The following is a 20,454-nucleotide window of genomic DNA, read 5'->3' as shown; positions in this document are numbered from 1 at the left end:
ACTATTGCATCAATAGAGCGTATCGAGAATGGGTCAACCGGAATGGTGTCGTTATCGCCGACGGTTCGCGACTCGAACTTCGGCGGTCTCCTCCGTCACGACTTCGTAGAGAATCGCGCGACCACCGTCCTCCTTCGACCGGAGGATTCGACCGAGTCGTTGCGTGAATTCACGTTCGCTTCCGCTTCCGGAGAGGACGACGGCCACGTTCGCGTCGGGAACGTCTACGCCTTCATCCAGCACGTTCGACGTGATGACACGCGAATACTCACCCGACCGAAATCGACCGAGAACGTCCCTGCGCTCGGCAGCCGAGGTCTGATGGGTGATGGCGGGAATGAGAAATCGCTCCGAAAGCCGGTACACCAAGTCGTTGTGCGCCGTAAAGACGATGACGCGGTCCCCCTGGTGTCGCTCCAGAATCTCCCCGAGCGTAGTCACTTTCCCTTCGCTGTTCATCATGATGTCCCGCGCTCGTTGCTTCGCGAGCAGGGCTTCGCGGGCTTTCGGGTCACTTCCGGACCGCTTGACGAGTTCCCGATAATCGCTCCCGCTCCGCATCCGGATGTTCGACTGCGCGAGGTAATCCGTGAAAACACCCTGTTCTCGTTCGTAGCGCTCTCGCTCGTCGGGCGTGAGCTCGACGGTCAGACGTTTTACGTCGTAGGGAGCGAGATAATCGCCAGCGAGGTCGTCCACGCCGATGTCGAACACCCTCGGCCCGACGAGGTCCGTGACGACTTCGTGTGCACCGTCGGGCCGTTCGAACGTCGCCGTCAGACCCATACGTTCCGGTGCGGCGAGGAGACGGGCGATTTCACGGTAGCCTTCGCCGCCGAGGTGATGAACCTCGTCGAAAACGACGAGGCCGAATCGGTCGCCGATCTCGTCCGCCCGGAGGTACGCCGAGTCGTACGTCGAAACCGTAAGGGCTTCGACGCGCTGTTCGCCGCCGCCGAGTTGACCGATCGGAACATCGAACTCGGTTTCGAGGATTCCCCGCCACTGTTCGAGCAAGTCGATGGTCGGAACGATGACGAGCGCCGGTGTTTGACATCGTTCGATAGCTTTGACGCCGATAACCGTTTTTCCGCTTCCCGTTGGGAGTTCGAGCACGCCGCGTCGGTCCGAATTTTCCCACGAATCGAGGGCACTTTCCTGATACTCACGGAGTTCGTAGGCCGAGTACAGGAGTGGAATCTCCGGCAGATCGAGCACGGAATCGTCCGTCGTGATGTCGTGTGTATCGAGATAGTGGAGAAGGGAAGCGTATCGGAACGCCGAAGCACGCCGCGTCTTCGAGCGGGGGTCGGGTTCGGTAAACGGTACGTCACGTTCGGTTTCGACCCGAAGCGTCCCGCCCTCGAACGAGATGGTCACGTCGGCCACACCGAACGTGGGCAGGCTGCGGTCTAAAAGGTGCCGAGGCTGGCCTGCAGACGACGGTCGGTCGCACCGGGTTCGAGTTCGTAGCCGACGAGATCACGCATGTCGGTTGCGTAGGCAGTCCCTCCGTGTTCGAGGACGAGAACACGACCCTGTGTGCCGATGACGGTTCCGCTGGCCAGCGTCTCGTGGACCGGAGTGGAGTCGAGCTCTAACCGGTAATCGAAAGAGAACGTGTCGATCGGGTCGAACGCCGACAGGGCGTTTTGCCACGCCGGTTCGTCCACTGATCGGTTGAGGTCTCGAATTTTCGTCGGGACGCGGACCCGGTCCGTGAAATCGCGAGCGATTTCGGCTTCGAGTTGACGGGCAATTCGACCGTCTTTTACGGTCTGGAGATGCGCGGCGCGGTCTGCACCCTGCTCCCGGAGACGGGTGTCGAGTCGCCATTCACGGGTTACGCCGACTTTGAACGTTGCCGGAGCGAACGCCGCCAGATAAATCGCGTGATCCTCGTAACAGTCCATCTCGTCCTTGAGACAGGTGCCGGTACAGCGAGCACAGATCCACGTGCTTGTGTGGGAATCACAGTAGGGCGCGCTTGGACGAGTACAAGGGATGTGGACAGAACCGTCGAACGTTCCGGCGCAGTGTCGTTGGCCTAGCGTGTATTCGAGTTTGGAACCCCGAGCCAGTTCCTCGCGTACGAGAGAATCACCGTCGCTCACCAGCAGAGCAGGTGCGCCATCTTCCGAGACACCCGTGTCGTACCCGACGATTTGCACGGTGAGGGGTTCGTCCCGGCAAAGTAAAAGTCGTGTCGTTCGCGTTCCCTAACGTGTGGAATTTTTGATTTGTTATTTTCTGTAATTAAAATTGTACAATATAACTATATTTGAATGGTTCCAGAACGCTTTAATAACCCGTGTAGTGTATTACCGTACCGTGACTGAGAGTGGCACAGGGGAATCCGGGCAAGACGTAGTCGAAGTGAACGTTGGTTTCGACGGAAGCAGTGGTCGAAAAGCGACGATGGATGTCTCCGTCTCGGTGGTCCGCGAACTCGATTCACTCGATGTTTTGACGGTGCTTATTCCGCGGGAAAAACGAACTGAACTGGAGAACCATCCCGAAATTCGATACGTCGAAACGAACGGACAGGCAGGCGCGTTCGACGACTGAATCCGTCGGTGCGCACGTGCCAGCAGTTATTAGAATCATCTAAATCAATTATTTTAATAATTATAAATAGTAAATTATTTAAATTGGTGCGAGATTGTAGCAAATACCATGGCAAGGAAAGCTAATGGCGTTTCGCGGCGGAATGTACTCAAACTCACTGGCGGTTCACTGGCAATGGCCGGTACGGCTGGTCTCGCGTCCGCGGCACCGACCGACACGGTGGAAGTCAACGTCGGGGTCAAGAGCGGACGCGGTCGTAGCGCGGCGCTGAGCGCCGCAAGCGACGTAGTTCGCGACTTCGACTCGATCGACGTGGTGACGATTCGAGTCGCCAAGAAAGCGATTTCCGGACTACAGAGCAACCCGAACGTACGCTACGTCGAGGAAAACGGCACGATGCACGCCCTCGCGGAGACCGAGCCGTGGGGTGTCGACCGCATCGACGCAGACGTTGCCCACGCAAACGGCGAAACGGGAGCAGGTGCCGACATCGCCATCCTCGATACGGGCATCGACTCCGACCATCCCGATTTGCAGGCTAACCTCGGTGCTGGCAAAGCGTTCGTCAGCTGTAAAGGAGGACCGAGCAAGTGCCGATATGACTGGGATGACGACAACGACCACGGCACCCACTGTGCCGGTATCGCTGACGCCGTGGACAACAGCCAAGGTGTCATCGGCGTCTCGACCGAGGCGACGCTCCACGCCGTTAAAGTCCTCGACAGCCGCGGCAGCGGTACCTTCTCCGACATCGCCGCCGGTATCGAGTACGTCGCCGACCAGGGTTGGGATGTCGGGAGCATGAGTCTCGGGGCATCTTCGGGATCACAAGCGCTTCGTGATGCTTGTCAATACGCCGTGAACAATGGCGTCTTCCTCGTTGGTGCAGCGGGTAACTCGGGTCCATGTTCGGACTGTGTCGGCTATCCGGCCGCCTACCCCGAAGTGATGGCCGTCAGTTCGACGAACTCCAGCGACGACCTCTCGTCGTTCTCCAGTCAGGGGCCGGAAGTCGAAATCGCCGCACCCGGGACGGACATCTACTCGACCGTTCCCGGCGGCTACGATACGTTCTCCGGGACGTCGATGGCGACTCCACACGTCGCGGGCGCAGGTGGTCAACTAATGGCCAACGGGTCGTCGAACACGGGGGCACGCGATACGATCAAACAGACCGCCGAAGACATCGGCCTGTCGAGTAACGAGTCCGGCTCCGGCCTCCTCGACGTGGCCGCCGCACTCGGTCTCGACTCCAGCGACAACTGACCGGTCGGCCGGTTTTCGACGATCCGAACGCGTATTATCCCGAGTATTTATTTAGAGTAGAAGTTTTAAGTTAATCTATAAATAAATTGTCTTATATTAATATCATAAGATATTTATTCTATGGTAGGTTCTAACAAATAGTATGGTAAGGAAAGCCAATGGCGTTTCGCGGCGGAATGTACTCAAACTCACCGGCGGTTCACTGGCGGCAGCAGGTGCGACTGGTCTCGCGTCCGCGGCTCCGACCGACAAGGTGGAGGTCAACGTCGGATTCAACAGCGAACGCGGCCGAGCGATGGCCCGAAGCAGTGCGGACGAGGTCGTTCGGGAGTTCAACTCGATTAAAGTAATGACCATCCGAGTGCCGAAGCGGACAGCAACCGCACTCGAAAAGAACCCGAACGTGCGCTACGTCGAGGCAAACGGTACGATGGAAGCCCTCGCGGAGACCCTCCCGTGGGGCATCGACCGCGTCGACGCGGAGGTCGCTCACGCGAACGGAGACCTCGGAGCAGGTGCCGACATCGCTATCGTCGACACTGGAATCGACGACGATCATCCGGACCTACAGGACCACCTCGGTTCCGGGAAAGCCTTCGTCTCCTGTGGCAACGGCGGTTACTTCGGAAACTGTGCGTTCTCCGGGAACAGCAATTCCTGTAACAACTCGTGGTCGGACGACAACAACCACGGGACCCATTGTGCCGGTATCGCAGCAGGCGACGACAATACGGAAGGTGTCGTCGGCGTCTCGCCGAACGCAACGCTCCACGCGGTCAAAGTGCTGGACTGTGCCGGTAGCGGTTCGTTCTCCGACATCGCCGCCGGTGTCGAGTACGTTGCCGACCAAGGCTGGGACGTTGCCAGCATGAGCCTCGGTGGTTCGTCCGGTTCCGCCGCACTTCACGATGCAATCCAGTACGCCTACGACAACGGCGTCTCGCTCATCGCGGCTGCAGGTAACTCCGGCCAGTGTACCGACTGTGTCGGCTACCCGGCAGCGTACCCGGAGACCATCGCAGTGGCGTCCTCGAACGAGAGTGACGGTCAGTCTTCGTTCTCCAGCCAAGGCCCGGAAGTCGATATCATCGCACCCGGGACGGACATCTACTCGTCGGTTCCGGGTGGCTACGACACGTATTCAGGGACGTCGATGGCGACCCCGCACGTTGCCGGTGCCGTCGGCCAACTGATGGCACAGGGATACTCCGCTCGCGACGCCGAGAGTCAAATCCTGAGCACGGCGAAAGACCTCGGCCTGCCGGCGAACGAGCAAGGGCAGGGACTGCTCGACGTGGCGGCCGCACTCGGTCTCGACTCCAGCGACAACTAATCGTCCGGTAACCGTTTTTGTCTACTCTTCACTGTCGCTGAGCAGCAGTGAACGTTAGTATGTTGAACGGGGATTACTCGCCTTACGAATGTATTATTATGTCAATAGATAAATTTTAGAATTTCATATGGTAAAAATTATACCGACCGATATTCTTTATGAGGGCAATGGTAAGACAAGCCAAGACACGGCGGAACGTACTGAAGGCGACAGGGGCATCGATCATCGCGCTCGGTGGAAGCGGCGTTACCGCCGGACGTGAGGAACTCCGAGAACTGAACGTTGGGTTCGAAACTGCATCCGCACGGCAGTTTGCACTCGAGGCGTCGAACGAAGTCGTTCGAGAGTTCGAATCCATCGACGCAGTGACTATTCGTGTACCGGAACGGGCGGTCGCCGCGCTCGAAAACGCGCCGGACGTCAGCTACGTCGAAGAAAACGGCCAAATGCGTGCTCTCGCCGAAACGCTCCCGTGGGGGGTCGACCGTGTCGACGCCGACGTCGCAGGGACGAACGGTTATACCGGAGCAGGAGCGGACGTGGCAGTCATCGATACGGGAATCGACGCGGACCATCCGGACCTGCAAGCGAACCTCGGGACCGGAAAGACCTATCACGGAAGTTCGTGGTCGGACGAGAACGGTCACGGAACGCACGTCGCTGGAACCATCGCTGCAGTCAACAACTACTCCGGTGTCGGTAGCATCGCACCCGGCGCGACCCTCCACGCGGTCAAAGCCTTGGACAGTTCCGGCGTCGGGTCATACTCCGATATCGCCGCCGGAATCGAATGGGCAGCGGATCGCGGCTACGACGTCATCAATTTGAGCATCGGTGGAAGCAAGTCCTCGACGGTGGAAAACGCCGTCGAATACGCCTACAATCAGGGATCCCTTCTCGTCGGTTCTGCAGGTGGTTCCGGACCGTGTAGCGGCGGTTGTGTCGGCTATCCGGCCGCGGAACCCGAAGTCATCGCGGTCAGTGCGACGAACCAAAGCGACGACCTCTCATCGTTCTCCTCGACCGGTCCGGAAATCGAACTCGCCGCCCCCGGTTCGGACATCTACTCGACGTACTACAACGATACGTATCAGACGCTTTCTGGTACATCGATGGCGGCGGCACACGTCTCGGGTGCGGCAGCACAGGTGGCCGCTGTGGGATACTCGAATACGGATGCACGCCAACGACTTCGCGACACCGCCGAGGACCTCGGCCTTTCCGGTGACGAACAGGGATACGGTCTCGTCGATGTGGCCGCCGCACTCGGTCTAAATTCGTCCGATAACTGACTACTTCGTAGGGGAGAACGTTCCACCCCCGAAGTATTAATTTAAGACTAGATATTATAAATTAATATTTTTTACAGAGAAAAGTTTAATACAATATACCCCATTGTTGCATTCGCAATGCCACGCAACAAAGATGGTGTTTCGCGGCGAAACGTACTCAAGGCAACTGGTGGAGCAGCAGCAGCACTTTCGGTTACTGGTTTTGCAAACGCGAAGCCGAACGATTTGGTGGAGGTCAACGTCGGTTTCAAAAGCGAGCGTGGACGAACGCTTGCCCGCGACGCGGCAAGCGACGTGATTCGTGAGTTCAATTTCGATGCACTGACGATCCGTGTTCCGAAAAAGGCGGCAACCGCTTTAGAGAGCAACCCGAACGTTCGATACGTCGAAGACAACGGTACGATGCAGGCGCTCGCGGAAACCGAACCGTGGGGCATCGAACGCGTCGATGCGGACGTCGCTCACGCGAACGGTTATCTTGGCGGCGGGGCTGACGTCGCGATCATCGACACGGGTATCGATTCCGACCATCCCGACCTACAGGACTATCTCGGTGCCGGTAGAGCCTTCGTGAACTGTTCTTCGTTTTATGGTGAATGTTACTATAACTGGGACGACGACAACGGCCACGGCACCCACTGTGCCGGTATCGCGGCGGCCAACGACAACAGCCAAGGCGTCGTCGGTGTCGGGCCGAACATCACGCTCCACGCGGTCAAGGTGCTCAACTACAACGGTAGCGGATCGTACTCCGACATCGCCGCCGGTATCGAGTACGTCGCCGACCAGGGTTGGGATGTCGGGAGCATGAGCCTTGGCGGCTCGTCCGGTTCCTCGGCCCTCCGCGACGCTTGCCAGTACGCCCAGAGCAGTGGCGTCCTCCTCGTGGGTGCGGCAGGTAACTCGGGTCCATGTTCGGACTGTGTCGGCTATCCGGCCGCCTACCCCGAAGTGATGGCCGTCAGTTCGACGAACTCCAGCGACGGCCTCTCGTCGTTCTCCTCGACCGGTCCGGAAGTCGAAATCGCCGCACCCGGCTCGGACATCTACTCGACGTACCCCGACGAATCGTACAACACGCTCTCCGGAACGTCGATGGCGTGTCCACACGTCGCGGGCGCAGGAGGTCAGTTGATGGCGCAGGGCTACTCGAACTCCGGTGCACGTAGCCAGCTCAAGAACACGGCCGAAGATATCGGCCTGTCGAGTAACGAGTCCGGCTCCGGCCTCCTCGACGTGGCTGCTTCGCTCGGTCTCGACTCCAGCGACGACACGTAAACTGAAAAGCCGCTGAACCTTCTTTTGGCAGAATATATCACGATCAGCGGTTCGCTACCGCCGAGGTGTGTCGTTTTCAACGTGCACTCGTCGAATCGAGAGGATGACTACCATGTGACGCAGGCCATGGTATCATCCAACAACCTATTTGGGAAATGAATATAATATTCCGTATTGAAAAAGATTCAATTAAATCAAATCGTAGAAATCCTTTATAAGTTTTCAATCGTTTATTCCTGATGGATGGTACCAAATTCCAGCGATTCCACGAGACGAGATGTGCTCAAGCTAGCCGGCGGTTCGCTCGCAGTCGCGGGCGCGAGCGGTTTCGCGGCAGCGAAGCCCAACGACAAGGTCGAAGTGAACATCGGATTCAGTTCCGAGGGTGGCCGCAAGGCGGCACTGAACGCCGCAAACGATGTCGTTCGTGAGTTCAATTTCGACGCGCTCACGCTTCGCCTCCCCAAGAAGGCGGCTACCGCACTCGAAAAGCGGAGCGACGTTCGCTACGTCGAGGAGAACGGAACGATGCACGCCCTCGCACAGACGCTTCCGTGGGGCATCGACCGCGTCGACGCGGAGGTTGCCCATGCGAACGGTGAGACCGGCAACGGTGCGGATATCGCCATCATCGACACCGGTATCGATGACGGCCATCCGGACTTGGAAGCCAACCTCGGATCCGGTCGAGCGTTCACTGGGGGAACTAGCAGCAACCTCTGGAACGACGACAACGGCCACGGCACCCACTGTGCCGGTATCGCCAACGCGGTGAACAACAGTCAAGGCGTCGTCGGCGTCTCGACGGAGGCGACCCTCCACGCCGTGAAGGTTCTCACCGCTTCCGGTTCCGGATCGACCTCGGACGTCGCAAAGGGTATCGAGTACACGGCCGACCAGGGATGGGACGTCGGCAGTCTCAGTCTCGGTGGCGGTGAGTCGAGTACCCTCAAGGATGCCTGTGAATACGCCGCAAGCAAAGGTGTGCTCCTCGTGGCCGCGGCCGGCAACGACGGACCGTGCACGGACTGTGTCGGGTATCCCGCCGCATACGACGAGTGTATCGCCGTCAGTTCGACGAACCAGAGCGACGGCCTCTCGTCGTTCTCCAGTCAGGGGCCGGAAGTCGAAATCGCCGCACCCGGCTCGGACATCTACTCGACGTATCTCGAAGGAACGTACAACACGCTCTCCGGAACGTCGATGGCGTGTCCACACGTCTCGGGCGCAGCGGCACAACTCATCGCCAACGGCCAGAGTGCGAGTCAGGCTCGAAGCCAGCTGAAATCCACTGCCGAAGACATCGGCCTGTCGAGTAACGAATCCGGCTCCGGCCTCCTCGACGTGGCCGCCGCACTCGGACTCGATTCCTCGGACAGCACGTAATTCCGTCCGAATCCGATCAGTGCGAGGACAACCTTTTCGAATCAGCCCGTAGAACGATGAACCAATGACGCTCGAAAGCGATGTGACGGCGACGTCCAGCGACGGAAACGTCGAGTTCGAACTGACGGTTCGAAATCCCGGGGACGACACAGTTGACGTTACCTTCCGGAGCGGACTCAAAGCGGATTTCGCAGTGCTAGAAGACGATGCCGAAATCTGGCGGGCAAGCGACGGACGGATGTTCACGCAAGCACTTCAGTCGGAGACTTTCGACCCCGGAGAACGAAGGACGTTTTCGGGAGGGTGGGCCGACCCCACGCCTGGCTACTACACAGTCGTTGCCACGCTCGATATCATCGAGGAAGACGTCGAAGCGCGAACCGATTTTTCGGTCTGATCCTTCGCGGTCGTCCGCGAGTCTTACTCCAGTCTTTCGTACAGCTGCTCTGCTGCCCGACGAACTGCGTCGTCGCTACTCTGGGCGGGTTGCCAACCGAGTGCGGACAGTTTTTCGATGGAGAGACGCATCTTCGGTACGTCACCGGTCCATCCGCGATCACCGCCGGTGTACTCGTATTCCGGGTCGAGTCCCATCACATCAGCCACGATGTCGGCGATGGCGTTGACCGAGGTAGTCGTTTTCGTCCCGAGGTTGTAGGTGTTCATCGCGTCGTCGGCGTTCTCTACGACGTAGCGAATCGCCTCGGTACATTCGGTGACGTGCATGTACGACTTCTCCTGCAGTCCGTTGCCGAGAATCGTGAGCACGTCGGAGTTGTCGTCCAGCTTCTCGACGAAGTCCGGGACGACGCCGGCGCCGAACCGCGGGCCGACGATGTTTGCAAAGCGGAAGTTCCATACCGTGAAATCGTAGGAGTGGGCGAACGTCGATAGGAGTGCTTCCTCCGAGAGCTTCGCCGAACCGTAGATACTGATGGGTTCAAGGGGGGCGTAATCCTCCGGCGTCGGCCGCGGAGCCTCGCCGTACACCGTCGAAGAGGAGGTAAAGACGAAGTTCGTGACACCAACCTCGTCCATTCGTTCGAGGATGTTGTACGTCATCTCGCCGTTCTCCTCGAACTGCGGGCGCGGGTCGTCCGTGTTGACGTATTTGTCCGCCGCGGCGAAGTGAAAAACGGCGTCCAAGTCGTCGGTGATAACGTCGGCGACCCGCGTTTCGTCGGTTAAATCGGCCTGTACGAACTCCGCATCGTCGGGAATGGAGGACCGGATTCCGTTGGAGAGATCGTCCGCGACGACGACGTCGTTCTCCGCGACGAGATCTTCGACCATCTGTGACCCGACGAGTCCGGCACCGCCGGTTACGAGCACTCGTTTACCGGAAAGTTGCATGCACCAATCTGTGCTGGTTGCCGGGAAGTGTTTTCCGGTCCTTCCGAACGACCGGTATCACGCCGGTGGGTCGATCGGTTATACGGTTTGTGGCCATTTTTCAATTATTGCCAACAATGTTTATATTTATAACGCGGATTTAACCAACCGATGCCAAGTGAGACATATGGATTGATAAGTCTGCTTCCGGCACTGATCGCTATCGTACTGACGCTCGTATCACGGCAAGCGCTGCTGTCGCTGTTTGCCGGGATTTGGCTGGGCGCGACGATCCTTGCCGGGTGGAATCCCATCGCAGGTGCGGCCCGCAGTCTGGAGTTCGTCGTGGCGAACGTCACCGCGTCGTTCAACGTCAAACTGCTCCTGTTTACGTTCCTCATCGGTGCGATGCTTGGAATGATTTTCCTCTCCGGTGGGATGAAATCGGTCGCCGACGCCATCGTCAAGCGGGTCCGGACGAGTCGGCAAGCGCAACTCGGCACTTCGATTCTGGGGATGACCATCTTTTTCGACTCCTACGCCAGTACGATGATTTCGGGATCGGTGATGCGCCCCGTCACCGACCGCTTCGACGTGAGTCGGGAAAAACTGGCGTACATTCTCGATTCGACGACTGCACCGACCGCGAGTATTGCCGTCGTATCGACGTGGCTGGGATTCGAAGTGGGACTCATCCAACAGCAGTTCGATTCGCTGGGAATCCAACGAAACGCATTCGTGGTGTTCATCCAGTCGATTCCGTTCCGGTTCTACAGTCTGTTCGCGTTGGTGCTCGTGTTCGTCGTCGTCCTCACCGACTGGGATTTCGGCCCCATGCAGGCCGCCGAACGCCGTGCCCGTAACGAGGGAAAACTACTTCGTGACGACGCCAACCCCCTGATGGAGACACAGGCGAGCGACATCGAAACGCCCGATCACGTGGACCCTCGGTGGTGGTACTTCGTTTCTCCAATCGTCGTCCTCGTGTTCGTCACCGTGTTCAGCCTCTGGTTCACCGGCGGCGGTATCGGAAAGACGCAGTCGACCCTCGCCAATGCGGAGGGACTGTTCGGCTACATTTCGGCAGTACTCGGGGCGTTCAGTAATTCGCTGAAGGACGCGAATACGGCAAACGCCATCCTCTGGGCGGCGTTCGCGGGGTGTGGAACGATTCTTGCTATCCTCGCCGGGCACGCTCGTATCGAACTCGACAAAGTCAGCGATTCCATCTTCGAGGGCTTCAAGATGGTGATGTTCCCGGTCGCAATCCTCTCGCTGGCGTGGAGTATCGGCTCCGTCAGCGAACGGTTGGGCGTCGGTGACTATATCGTCAGCATCTCACAGGGAATCATCACTCCCGAACTGCTACCCGCAGTCGTCTTCCTGAGCGCCGCCATCATCAGCTTCTGCATCGGAACGTCGTGGGGGACGATGGGAATTCTGTTCCCAGTCGCCGTCCCGCTCGCACACACCATTGGCTCCCCGATCGCGATGGCTATCGGCGCCATCCTGACCGGGTCGCTGTTCGGCGACCACTGTTCGCCCATCAGCGATACCACCGTCATGTCGAGCATGTTCGCCGCGAGCGACCACGTAGACCACGTCAACACGCAGATACCATATGCGGCCTTGGCCGCTGTAATCGCGACGATGGCGTTCCTCGTTAGCGGCTACACCGGTCTTCCCGTCGGTGTCACCCTCGCCCTTGGCGTTGCACTGCTGGTCGGTGCGACGTACTTCCTCTCGGAATACGTCGGTGTGACGGACGAGGTTGGCGTCGCCCAAGTGTTCGAATAGGATTCGAAACGCCCTAACGACCACGCTTCGTTTTTTCGCCCATGCAAAACGAACCCGAGGTCACCGTCGTGCGTCTCGGCCACCGCCCCGGCCGTGACGAGCGAATGACCACACACGTCGGACTGACGGCCCGAGCGTTGGGTGCGGACCGAGTGGTGCTTCCCGACAACGCGGGAAAATCGCGCGACACGATCGCGGACATCACGGAGCGATTCGGTGGGCCGTTCGATGTCGAACTGTCGGACAGTCAGAAGGCACTCATCCGAAACTGGAAGGGGGCCGTCGTCCACCTGACGATGTATGGAGAGCGAGTGCAGGACGTAGAGCGCGAGATTCGAGCGGCGCAGAGTGACGATCCGCTTCTCGTCGTCGTCGGTGCCGAAAAGGTCTCGTTCGACGTGTACGAGGCCGCGGATTGGAACGTCGGCGTGACGAACCAACCACATTCGGAGGTCGCCGGACTGGCCGTCTTTTTGGATCGGTTGTTCGACGGTCGGGAACTCGACAGGGAGTGGGCGGATGCGGAACAACGAGTGATTCCCACGGAGACGGGAAAGCGAGTCGAACCGGTCGGCGAAGAGTAAGCCATCCGGTAACGGATTTCGAGCACAAACCAACGGTGGCGGGAAGACGTGGCGACTTGGACCGTTTTCGAGACCCGTAGCCGCGAATCAGAAACCACACACATCGACTGTCTCCCGATGGTTTTAAACAGATGAACGACCCGATATAACATATCAATGGCTTTCGAGGACCTGCTAAGCGACCCGGTGATTCAGAAGTACCTCCACGAACTAGTCGGGCCGAAGGGCATGCCGGTTGCCGCCGCGCCCCCGGACGGTGAGGTCACCGACGAAGAACTCGCGGAGGAACTCGACCTCGAACTCAACGACGTTCGCAGGGCGCTGTTCATCCTCTACGAGAACGACCTCGCGACGTATCGTCGCCTCCGGGATGAGGACTCGGGGTGGCTCACCTACCTGTGGACCTTCGAATACGACAAGATTCCGGAGAACTTAGAGGAGGAGATGTACCGCCTATTGGAAGCGCTGGAACAGCGCCAGGAGTACGAGCGAAACCACGAGTTCTATCTCTGTGAGATCTGTTCCCTCCGATTCGAGTTCGGCGAGGCGATGGACTTCGGCTTCGAGTGTCCCGAATGTGGTTCCCCGCTCGAATCGATGGAGAATTCGATGCTCGTCGAATCGATGGAAGAACGCATCGAGGAACTCGAAGGCGAACTCAACGTCGAGGTACTCGGTGCATAATGGTCGTTCTCGCAACCAAAGTGTACGTGAGTGGTGACGCAAAACGTCGGGCGCTCGACGGACTCGAATCGCTCGTCGGGAACGCCCTCGGCGATTTGGACGTGGAGTACGACATCGGCGTCCGTCACGACGATTTCGTTTCGGTTACGGTGGAGGGGGACGACGAAGTCGTCGCCCGGAACGTCCTCGCCGAGGAGTGGGGAGAAATCACGCCAAATCTCCGGGACGGAGAAACCTTCATCGGAACGCTCGAATCGTGGGACGAGGACGGAATCGTTCTCGACGCTGGACAGGAGGTTCGAATTCCGGCGGCCGAACTCGGACTCGGCCCCGGAAAGCCGACGCAAATCGTCGAGCGGTTCGGACTGGTACAACACCTCCCGATGCGGTTCGTCTACGGCGAGGACGAACCATCCCGCCTGGCCGACGAGGAGCGCGACCGCCTGTTCGACTGGACGCGCGGCACCGGACGCGTGAACGTCAACAGTGCGACACGCGGTGAGGTTCGTGCGACGGTCAATCGCGCCGGACACGCCCAGGACATCGTGACGGTCGAACGTCTCGGCGTCCTTGAACAGAGCATCATCTGTACGGAAAACACCGACCCGCCGGGACTGCTCTCTAGCATCGGCGGGTACATTCCCGCCGAGATTCGCTGCGTAATTCCATGAATCGACGGCTCGCCCTCGCGTTCGGTCTGCTCGCCGTACTCGCCGTCAGCGCGGGCTGTACGTCGATATTCGGTTCGGGGAACATCAGTGACGAACAACTCGGGGAGAACGCGACGTACGGCTGGAACACAGAGCAGAACGTCACCTACAACGTGTCCAGTAATCAGTATCAGGCCGTCTACGAGATGGGGGGGAAGACGACGCTCGAAATCCATCAGGAGGAGTCGTTTGGCGAACACGCCCCCATCGAGATTTCGGCGGTGCAGTTCCGGTATCCGAACGGAACGGTCGTGGGTCACGAAGCGATTCGGGTGAAAAAGACGAAAGAGCAGACCATCATCACGCCCCCGCAGGGGAAGGGACAGTTGGCGTACACCGCCCCGCGACAAGGGAAGACGTTCTACGTCCCGACCTATCTCAAGGACAAGACCTACGAGGTCGTCATCCCGCGAGGGATGCGGGTCGATCTGTTCCTCCTGAGTGACGTGCGACCCGGAGGATATATGACCGAAACGCAGGACGGACGGGTCCACGTTATCTGGAACGAGCCGGTCGATGGGGACAGCATCTCGGTTCGCTACTATCTCGGCCGGGACAAGTTCATCTTCGGTGGCGTCGTCGGCGTCGCGCTGATCGTCGGCCTCATCGGGCTCGCGTATTTCCGACTCCAGATCCGCGAACTCGAACGCAAACGCGAAGAGATGGGACTGAACAGAGATATTACGGACGACGACTTCGGTGGCGGGCCGCCACCGGGGATGCGGTAGCTGATAGACGGCGGACTGACGATACGATAGGGCTTTTCTTCGTCGCCAACCACCATCGAGTATGCAAATCGCGCTGATTACCGTTGGAGACGAAATCCTCTCCGGCGATACGGTCAACACGAACGCGGCGTGGTTGGGGAAGCAACTGACCGAACGCGGCGTCTCGGTGGAGCGAGTGCTCGTCGTTCCTGACCGCGTCGCCGATATCGCCCGCGTCGTTAACGAATCGCTCGCCGACCACGATGCCGTCATCGTCACGGGTGGACTCGGCCCGACACACGACGATATGACGATGGAAGGTGTCGCCGCCGCAGTCGGTGTTCCGGTAGAAGAGAACACGGATGCAGTCGAGTGGATAGAGGCGCATTCCGACTACTCGAATGCGGACCTCGTTTCGGGGACCACCCATCTCCCGAAAGGGTCGCGAATGCTTCCGAACGAGGTCGGTGTTGCCCCTGGGGCGGAAATCGAGGGCATCTACGTTCTGCCGGGCGTACCTGAAGAAATGAAGGCGATGTTCGAGCGTGTGGCAGACGAATTCGACGGCGGACCGCATTTCAGGGAGGACGTCCCGGCGGACGAACCGGAGAGCGCACTGATCGACCGATTCGAAGAACTGCAGGAACGGTTCGACGTGAAGGTCGGTAGCTATCCGGGCGATCACGTCCGCGTTACCATCGAAGGCACCGACGAGGACGAAGTTCAGCGGGCCGCCGACTGGCTACGCGATCGAGTGGAACGCCCCGAATAAACGGTCCCGAGAACGGCGAGCATTCACCGGTAGAAGTACGCCAACCACGCCGCAACCGACGCAATTCCGGCGACGAGAACGACGATACCTGCGGCGTTCGTAGGAAACGTTGCGAGTGGCGCGAGATCCGCGAGTGGAATCATGTGCGGCGGTTACCGGCGAGACGGCTTAACTCTTGACAACCCGTCCCGAAGGACCGTCGTTTCGTCCTCCCTCGGTTCGTTCCGACGATGGCACGACAGCCGGTCCATGAGAAATGGACGGCGGTTTACCACTGCCCACACGCCTTTTAGCCATGCTCCCCAACCCACTGCCATGCGAATCGGCGTGGTCGTCAATCCCATCGCTGGAATGGGTGGGCGAGTCGGTCTGAAGGGAACGGATGGAAAAGTCGCGGAAGCGCGAGAACGTGGGGCGGAACAGCGCGCACCGGACAGGGCGGTTGCTGCCTTGTCCGCACTCAAAGAGCGCGCACCCGACGCGGAGATCGTGACGTACGAAGGAGAGATGGGCGCCGAGGAAGCACGACGTTCGGGGTTCGACCCGGAAGTCGTCGGCAAACCCGGCGGGAGTGAAACGACTGCGGAAGATACTCGGAACGCGGTCCGCCAACTGGCGACGGAGGGCGTCGAGTTGATTCTATTCGTTGGGGGAGATGGGACCGCCGTAGATGTCGCCGAAACGTTGTCCGAGCTCGACGGGGAAATTCCGATGCTCGGCGTCCCAGCCGGTGTGAAAATTTATTCATCCGTATTCGCAGTCACGCCGAAGGCGGCGGGCCGAGTCGCGGCAGGATTCGATCGCCTCGAGGAGCGAGAAGTGAACGATATCGACGAGGAAGCGTATCGTGAGGGTGAGGTTCGGACCGAACTGAAAGCCGTTGCCCGCGTTCCGGTGGCGGAGTCACTCCAGTCGAGCAAGCAACTCGGCGGCGGAACCGTCGAGAGCTTGGCGGATGGAGTTGCCGACGAAGTGGAAGATGGGGTTACCTACGTGCTCGGTCCGGGCAGCACGGTCGGCGCGATAAAAACTCGGCTCGGGTTCGACGGGTCACCCCTCGGCGTGGACGTGTGGCGCGACGACAAGGTCCTCGTTCGCGATGCCAGCGAGTCGGAAATCCTGTCCGCCCTCGGAGAACGAAACGTCGTCGTCGTCTCGCCGATCGGCGGGCAAGGATTCATCTTTGGGCGTGGAAACCACCAGATTTCACCCGACGTCCTTCGTCGATCCGAGGTGGAAGTCGTCGCCTCAAGAACGAAACTCGACGGAATCGGCGTCCTCCATGTCGATACCGGTGACCAAGAGATCGATGGCTCGCTCCGTGGCTGGCGAAAAGTCCGGATCGGACGGTTCGAGCGCAGACTGTTACAGGTCCGCTGAACCCGTCTCGTAATTCGAGTGAACTATCCGGAGTGAGACATCTATTCGCATATGGCGACATTTAAGGGTTCGTAGAGAAATAAAAGGGCATGGAAACACGGAAGGTTCAGCGACTGGGACCATCGACGTTGGCGATGACCCTGCCTGCGGAATGGGCACAGAACCACGGGGTCGAAAAGGGTGATGAGGTGTCCCTCCGAATCAGCGGAAAGGGGTCGCTCACCGTCCTCCCGGAGTCGGCACACGACGACGAATCGGAGGCGACGATTCATACCGAGCAGTTGGATGCGGGGGCAGTCGAGCGGGCCATCGTTGCACAGTACGTCCTCGGACGACGAGTCATTCACGTCGTCAGCGAGGACACGCTGGAGAGCAGTCACATCAACGCAGTCTACAAAGCTGAAACGCAGTTGATGGGACTCGGTGTTATCGAGGAGACGCCCGACAGTATCGCTATTCGCTGTTCCGTCGATCCGGAGGATTTCGATTTGGACAACCTACTGGAACGGCTCGAAAACACGGGCAGCACGATGCGCGGCGAGGCGGTGAAAGCGCTGGCCCACGGGAACCCGGACCTCGCTCAACGGGCGTTGAACCGGGAGCGACAGGCGAACAAGATTTTCGTCCTCCTCCTGCGCCTCATCTTTACGGCACACGAAAACCCAACGCTCGCACGTGCGATCGGATTGGACAGCGGTTTTCCACTCATCGGCTATCGCTCGATCGCGAAGAATCTCGAACTGACTGCCGACAACGCGGAGGACATCGCGGACATCGTCCTCGAAGCGAACGGCCACACGCTCGAGGTGGACAACGGCACCATGCGCCGAATCCGGGAGTTTACCGACCACGTGGACGAAATGACAGCGCTCGCAGTCCAAGCCGCGGTCGAACGCGATTACGACCTCACCCTCGAAGTCAGACGGAAGTTCCACGAACTCGGTGATCGAGAGTCGGATATCCTCTCGGATCTCCCCGAAATGTCGAATCACGACCTTCTCCAAGTCCGGGACGTGCTCGTCAGTCTCCAACAGACTGCCCAGTACGCGATGCGAAACGCGGAAATCGCGGCGAACCTGGCGTTGAACGAGGAGAGCGAACATACGACGATAAACTGAATCGAAACCGAAGCGTGCGCTTTACCATTTTTGGGATGTTTTGGCGGGGATCGTAGTGGAACTGTGTGACCGCAGTCGCATCCGGCGGTCGAAGTCGCTTCTTTCGTCGAAGAAATCGATCCATCTACGGAACGGGGACGCTCTCGAATCGACGTACCCTCAGTCGGCGCCCACCTCCGGAGTTCCATCCACGTTGCCGATTCCGTCCCCTTTCGTCGCTGTCAATGGATTTCGGGAGGAAATCCGACACGCGAAATCGGGATGCTCCGCGAAGTGGCGAACCAACAGATGTCGTCGTGACCCAGTGATACCGGTTCGACCGATTTCCTCCGCGGCAAACTCGTCTGGCAGTCGGTCGAACAGCCTGACCATCGCATCGAAGGTTTGGAACACCTTGGCGTTTCCTGCGGAGTCGGCACTCCGGCGGGACACTTCGTAACTTCCATCATCGCGGAACGTTCCCACGGTACGGAAGAACTCCCGGCGTTCGGTCAGAGCGTCGCCGACGGCGTCTTGGAGTTCCGTCGCCGTTTCGCGAGACAGCTCGTAGGACTGTCCGTCGATATCTAGTACAATCGATTCACCGTCTCTCGTTGCCGTTACGGCACTCTCATCGCCCGAGAAGAACTCGACCAGGAGAGTGAGTACTCCGTGGCATACACGGACATGGTTCGGGCAAAATAAAAACTCTATCGGTGGCGGGAATATTCAGTAACGATCGAACCCATCGACGTCGAGCATGCTTCCGAGGAGTCCGCCATCATCCGTGGTCGTCGTCCCGTCACCGGTCGTTTCGGATGTGGTTCCACCGGCCGTCGTTCCTCCGGGCGTTGTATCATCGTTTGTCGTTTCGCTCGATGACGTCCCATCCGACGTGGTCGTTTCGTCGGTCCCTGACTCCGGAGTCGTTTCCGGTGCCGCAGTATCGTTCGCGCTCTCCAAGGCTCCCTCCGCAGAGTCGTTTTCGAAGATTTGTGTCTCGATTCGTTTCTCGTAGGTGAGCTGACGGAGCGGGACGCGAACCGTATCTCCCGACGGTAGTTCGATGTTCGCGTAGAACGTGATTTTCAGGTCCGTCTTCTGGTCGTTGTTGAGGTGGCTCACCCACCATTCGTCGAGCTTCTTATTCCGGATAACTGTCCGCATGCCGATATTCTTCTCCGACTTTGCAGGAATCGTGTACGGCCGGTCGGTTTCCCCGCTTCCAACTTCGATTCCGTTCATCGTCATCTCGTAACCGATTTCAGAAATCGTATACGTGAGCGATTTCGGATTGTACACCCGCATCTGCATCCGAATCGGTGTCCGCTCGCGCGTCATGGACCCCCAGCTGGCGCTCGTCTCGTTCACGTAGAGCACCGGATCGGAAACGAGCGGTACGCTCGCGTTTACCGGCCGCGTCTCGGTCGAATTGAACTGGCTGATGATATCAGTCTCGATGGTCCGACTGTACGGGACGTTCACGGATCGCCCCACGAGCGACGAGTGAACCTTCGACTGAATCCGAAGCGTCGTCCGTTCGTCGTTTCGGATATGGGTTGTCCACCACTTCGGTATCTTTCGATTTTGCATCCCCGTCGAGAAGTCGAGCGTCGTGTTGCCGCGGCCGAGCGCGAGGTTCGACCGATTGCCGCTCGCCATCGCTACGTCGTTCATCTCGACAGTGTAGTCTACCGACGTGTTGCCGATTCGAACGCCGAAGGGATTCGGGTTTTCCACGACGAGCGCCGTTCGTATCTCCGTCCGCTCGTCCGTTACGTTGCCGAACTCGTTGTCAACGCCCGCGACACGAGGTGCACCGAGAACACCGGAGAGCACGCCAGCACCGACGAGCGCGCCGATGAGTATCACGGCGATAAACCCTCGCTTTCCGAGCGGTAACATCGTCTTGAGTTTACCTACGACCATATTCGGGTACCGGCGAACTGGTGACAAAAAACTCCCGACTCCAGTATATGTCAAACAATGGTCTTTATTCGAGTAGAATGAACTAAGTTGGTCCTGTTGCAAGTGGATCACATGGCAGGAAATCAGGCGGTCTCGACGGATATGGGGGTTGGTCTCTCCGTGCTGTTCACGCTCGTCGCAGTCGCAGGAGCAGGGCTAACGTTCGTCACATCCGGAACCGAAACTGCGGCGTGGGGCTTCGCCATCGCCGTCATCGCCGGCATCCTCGCGGTCTCCGCGAGCCACGTCTACCCGAACTGACGCGAAATTAGCACTTGTTCTGGACAGGATAATGGTTAA

At 58.9% G+C, this 20,454-nt stretch carries 21 protein-coding genes; 16 read left to right on the top strand and 5 right to left on the bottom strand.

Going from position 1 to position 20,454, the window contains the following annotated elements; genetic code table 11:
• Positions 1 to 51: 51 nt before the first annotated feature.
• A complete protein-coding gene (locus OOF89_RS13850; protein WP_266077232.1) occupies positions 52 to 1,389 on the bottom strand; it encodes a DEAD/DEAH box helicase in 1,338 nt (445 codons plus the stop codon).
• 23 nt (positions 1,390 to 1,412) lie between these two features.
• The gene (locus tag OOF89_RS13845) at positions 1,413 to 2,171 is read right to left on the bottom strand and encodes a DUF2797 domain-containing protein (RefSeq protein WP_266077230.1); all 759 of its coding nucleotides are present in this window, start codon (positions 2,169 to 2,171) and stop codon (positions 1,413 to 1,415) included.
• 160 nt (positions 2,172 to 2,331) lie between these two features.
• On the opposite strand from OOF89_RS13845, the gene OOF89_RS13840 reads away from it, so the two are divergent.
• The 7 genes from OOF89_RS13840 (at position 2,332) to OOF89_RS13810 (ending at position 9,520) form a co-directional block, all read left to right on the top strand.
• Positions 2,332 to 2,568, top strand: coding sequence for a hypothetical protein (locus OOF89_RS13840; RefSeq protein ID WP_266077228.1), 237 nt, complete (start codon positions 2,332 to 2,334; stop codon positions 2,566 to 2,568).
• Positions 2,569 to 2,676: 108 nt separating this feature from the next.
• Positions 2,677 to 3,834, top strand: coding sequence for a S8 family peptidase (locus OOF89_RS13835; protein WP_266077226.1), 1,158 nt, complete (start codon positions 2,677 to 2,679; stop codon positions 3,832 to 3,834).
• Positions 3,835 to 3,976: 142 nt separating this feature from the next.
• Positions 3,977 to 5,167 (top strand): S8 family peptidase, encoded by a 1,191-nt coding sequence (locus OOF89_RS13830; protein WP_266077213.1) that lies wholly within the window; start codon positions 3,977 to 3,979, stop codon positions 5,165 to 5,167.
• Positions 5,168 to 5,334: 167 nt separating this feature from the next.
• Positions 5,335 to 6,459 carry a S8 family peptidase gene (locus OOF89_RS13825; protein WP_266077212.1) on the top strand — a complete coding sequence of 375 codons (1,125 nt, stop codon included), beginning with the start codon at positions 5,335 to 5,337 and terminating at the stop codon, positions 6,457 to 6,459.
• Between the two features lie 117 nt (positions 6,460 to 6,576).
• On the top strand, positions 6,577 to 7,737 hold the full coding sequence (locus OOF89_RS13820) for a S8 family peptidase (protein ID WP_266077211.1): 1,161 nt from the start codon (positions 6,577 to 6,579) through the stop codon (positions 7,735 to 7,737).
• 243 nt (positions 7,738 to 7,980) lie between these two features.
• Positions 7,981 to 9,123, top strand: coding sequence for a S8 family peptidase (locus tag OOF89_RS13815; protein WP_407661570.1), 1,143 nt, complete (start codon positions 7,981 to 7,983; stop codon positions 9,121 to 9,123).
• A gap of 64 nt (positions 9,124 to 9,187) precedes the next feature.
• Positions 9,188 to 9,520, top strand: coding sequence for a BsuPI-related putative proteinase inhibitor (locus OOF89_RS13810; protein WP_266077209.1), 333 nt, complete (start codon positions 9,188 to 9,190; stop codon positions 9,518 to 9,520).
• A 23-nt stretch (positions 9,521 to 9,543) separates the two neighbouring features.
• Here the strand turns inward: OOF89_RS13810 and OOF89_RS13805 are convergent, their stop codons facing one another.
• On the bottom strand, positions 9,544 to 10,476 hold the full coding sequence (locus tag OOF89_RS13805; protein WP_266077208.1) for an NAD-dependent epimerase/dehydratase family protein: 933 nt from the start codon (positions 10,474 to 10,476) through the stop codon (positions 9,544 to 9,546).
• 150 nt (positions 10,477 to 10,626) lie between these two features.
• On the opposite strand from OOF89_RS13805, the gene OOF89_RS13800 reads away from it, so the two are divergent.
• The 8 genes from OOF89_RS13800 to OOF89_RS13765 all read left to right on the top strand — a co-directional run bounded on the left by OOF89_RS13800 (position 10,627) and on the right by OOF89_RS13765 (position 18,207).
• Positions 10,627 to 12,252 carry a Na+/H+ antiporter NhaC family protein gene (locus tag OOF89_RS13800; protein WP_266077206.1) on the top strand — a complete coding sequence of 542 codons (1,626 nt, stop codon included), beginning with the start codon at positions 10,627 to 10,629 and terminating at the stop codon, positions 12,250 to 12,252.
• Between the two features lie 41 nt (positions 12,253 to 12,293).
• A complete protein-coding gene (locus OOF89_RS13795) occupies positions 12,294 to 12,836 on the top strand; it encodes a tRNA (cytidine(56)-2'-O)-methyltransferase (RefSeq protein WP_266077204.1) in 543 nt (180 codons plus the stop codon).
• 156 nt (positions 12,837 to 12,992) lie between these two features.
• Positions 12,993 to 13,520, top strand: a complete 528-nt coding sequence (gene tfe, locus OOF89_RS13790) for a transcription factor E (RefSeq protein ID WP_266077202.1) — start codon at positions 12,993 to 12,995, stop codon at positions 13,518 to 13,520.
• On the top strand, positions 13,520 to 14,191 hold the full coding sequence (locus OOF89_RS13785; protein ID WP_266077200.1) for a DUF2110 family protein: 672 nt from the start codon (positions 13,520 to 13,522) through the stop codon (positions 14,189 to 14,191). The genes tfe and OOF89_RS13785 overlap by 1 nt, the downstream gene beginning before the upstream one ends.
• Complete coding sequence (locus OOF89_RS13780) at positions 14,188 to 14,958, top strand: DUF5803 family protein (RefSeq protein WP_266077198.1); 771 nt, start codon at positions 14,188 to 14,190, stop codon at positions 14,956 to 14,958. The genes OOF89_RS13785 and OOF89_RS13780 overlap by 4 nt, the downstream gene beginning before the upstream one ends.
• A 61-nt stretch (positions 14,959 to 15,019) precedes the next feature.
• On the top strand, positions 15,020 to 15,709 hold the full coding sequence (locus tag OOF89_RS13775) for a competence/damage-inducible protein A (RefSeq protein ID WP_266077196.1): 690 nt from the start codon (positions 15,020 to 15,022) through the stop codon (positions 15,707 to 15,709).
• A gap of 315 nt (positions 15,710 to 16,024) precedes the next feature.
• Entirely contained in the window at positions 16,025 to 17,089 is a 1,065-nt protein-coding gene (locus OOF89_RS13770; RefSeq protein WP_266077194.1) for an ATP-NAD kinase family protein, read from the top strand.
• 89 nt (positions 17,090 to 17,178) lie between these two features.
• Positions 17,179 to 18,207: a phosphate signaling complex PhoU family protein gene (locus OOF89_RS13765; protein WP_266077192.1), complete on the top strand. Its 1,029-nt coding sequence runs from the start codon at positions 17,179 to 17,181 to the stop codon at positions 18,205 to 18,207.
• 159 nt (positions 18,208 to 18,366) lie between these two features.
• Here OOF89_RS13765 and OOF89_RS13760 read toward each other — a convergent pair whose 3' ends face one another.
• Both OOF89_RS13760 and OOF89_RS13755 read right to left on the bottom strand, forming a co-directional pair.
• Positions 18,367 to 18,750 carry a DUF7528 family protein gene (locus OOF89_RS13760; protein ID WP_407661616.1) on the bottom strand — a complete coding sequence of 128 codons (384 nt, stop codon included), beginning with the start codon at positions 18,748 to 18,750 and terminating at the stop codon, positions 18,367 to 18,369.
• A gap of 165 nt (positions 18,751 to 18,915) precedes the next feature.
• Complete coding sequence (locus tag OOF89_RS13755; RefSeq protein ID WP_266077188.1) at positions 18,916 to 20,115, bottom strand: LEA type 2 family protein; 1,200 nt, start codon at positions 20,113 to 20,115, stop codon at positions 18,916 to 18,918.
• Positions 20,116 to 20,226: 111 nt separating this feature from the next.
• Here OOF89_RS13755 and OOF89_RS13750 point away from each other — a divergent pair, with 111 nt between their 5' ends.
• The gene (locus OOF89_RS13750; protein WP_266077186.1) at positions 20,227 to 20,415 is read left to right on the top strand and encodes a DUF7525 family protein; all 189 of its coding nucleotides are present in this window, start codon (positions 20,227 to 20,229) and stop codon (positions 20,413 to 20,415) included.
• Positions 20,416 to 20,454: the final 39 nt, after the last annotated feature.

It is taken from the genome of Haladaptatus caseinilyticus (assembly GCF_026248685.1).
In the GTDB taxonomy this organism is placed as follows: domain Archaea; phylum Halobacteriota; class Halobacteria; order Halobacteriales; family Haladaptataceae; genus Haladaptatus; species Haladaptatus caseinilyticus.
This window is presented reverse-complemented; position numbering and strand designations above follow the sequence as displayed.

Bases quoted from the DNA above. Each gene is read 5' to 3' on its own strand.
- OOF89_RS13835 (WP_266077226.1), top strand. From the start codon at position 2,677: ATGGCAAGGAAAGCTAATGGCGTTTCGCGGCGGAATGTACTCAAACTC.
- OOF89_RS13830 (WP_266077213.1), top strand. From the start codon at position 3,977: ATGGTAAGGAAAGCCAATGGCGTTTCGCGGCGGAATGTACTCAAACTC.
- OOF89_RS13825 (WP_266077212.1), top strand. From the start codon at position 5,335: ATGGTAAGACAAGCCAAGACACGGCGGAACGTACTGAAGGCGACAGGG.
- OOF89_RS13820 (WP_266077211.1), top strand. From the start codon at position 6,577: ATGCCACGCAACAAAGATGGTGTTTCGCGGCGAAACGTACTCAAGGCA.
- OOF89_RS13815 (WP_407661570.1), top strand. From the start codon at position 7,981: ATGGTACCAAATTCCAGCGATTCCACGAGACGAGATGTGCTCAAGCTA.
- OOF89_RS13810 (WP_266077209.1), top strand. From the start codon at position 9,188: ATGACGCTCGAAAGCGATGTGACGGCGACGTCCAGCGACGGAAACGTC.
- OOF89_RS13805 (WP_266077208.1), bottom strand. From the start codon at position 10,476: ATGCAACTTTCCGGTAAACGAGTGCTCGTAACCGGCGGTGCCGGACTC.
- OOF89_RS13800 (WP_266077206.1), top strand. From the start codon at position 10,627: ATGCCAAGTGAGACATATGGATTGATAAGTCTGCTTCCGGCACTGATC.
- OOF89_RS13795 (WP_266077204.1), top strand. From the start codon at position 12,294: ATGCAAAACGAACCCGAGGTCACCGTCGTGCGTCTCGGCCACCGCCCC.
- tfe (WP_266077202.1), top strand. From the start codon at position 12,993: ATGGCTTTCGAGGACCTGCTAAGCGACCCGGTGATTCAGAAGTACCTC.
- OOF89_RS13785 (WP_266077200.1), top strand. From the start codon at position 13,520: ATGGTCGTTCTCGCAACCAAAGTGTACGTGAGTGGTGACGCAAAACGT.
- OOF89_RS13780 (WP_266077198.1), top strand. From the start codon at position 14,188: ATGAATCGACGGCTCGCCCTCGCGTTCGGTCTGCTCGCCGTACTCGCC.
- OOF89_RS13775 (WP_266077196.1), top strand. From the start codon at position 15,020: ATGCAAATCGCGCTGATTACCGTTGGAGACGAAATCCTCTCCGGCGAT.
- OOF89_RS13770 (WP_266077194.1), top strand. From the start codon at position 16,025: ATGCGAATCGGCGTGGTCGTCAATCCCATCGCTGGAATGGGTGGGCGA.
- OOF89_RS13765 (WP_266077192.1), top strand. From the start codon at position 17,179: ATGGAAACACGGAAGGTTCAGCGACTGGGACCATCGACGTTGGCGATG.
- OOF89_RS13755 (WP_266077188.1), bottom strand. From the start codon at position 20,115: ATGGTCGTAGGTAAACTCAAGACGATGTTACCGCTCGGAAAGCGAGGG.
- OOF89_RS13750 (WP_266077186.1), top strand. From the start codon at position 20,227: ATGGCAGGAAATCAGGCGGTCTCGACGGATATGGGGGTTGGTCTCTCC.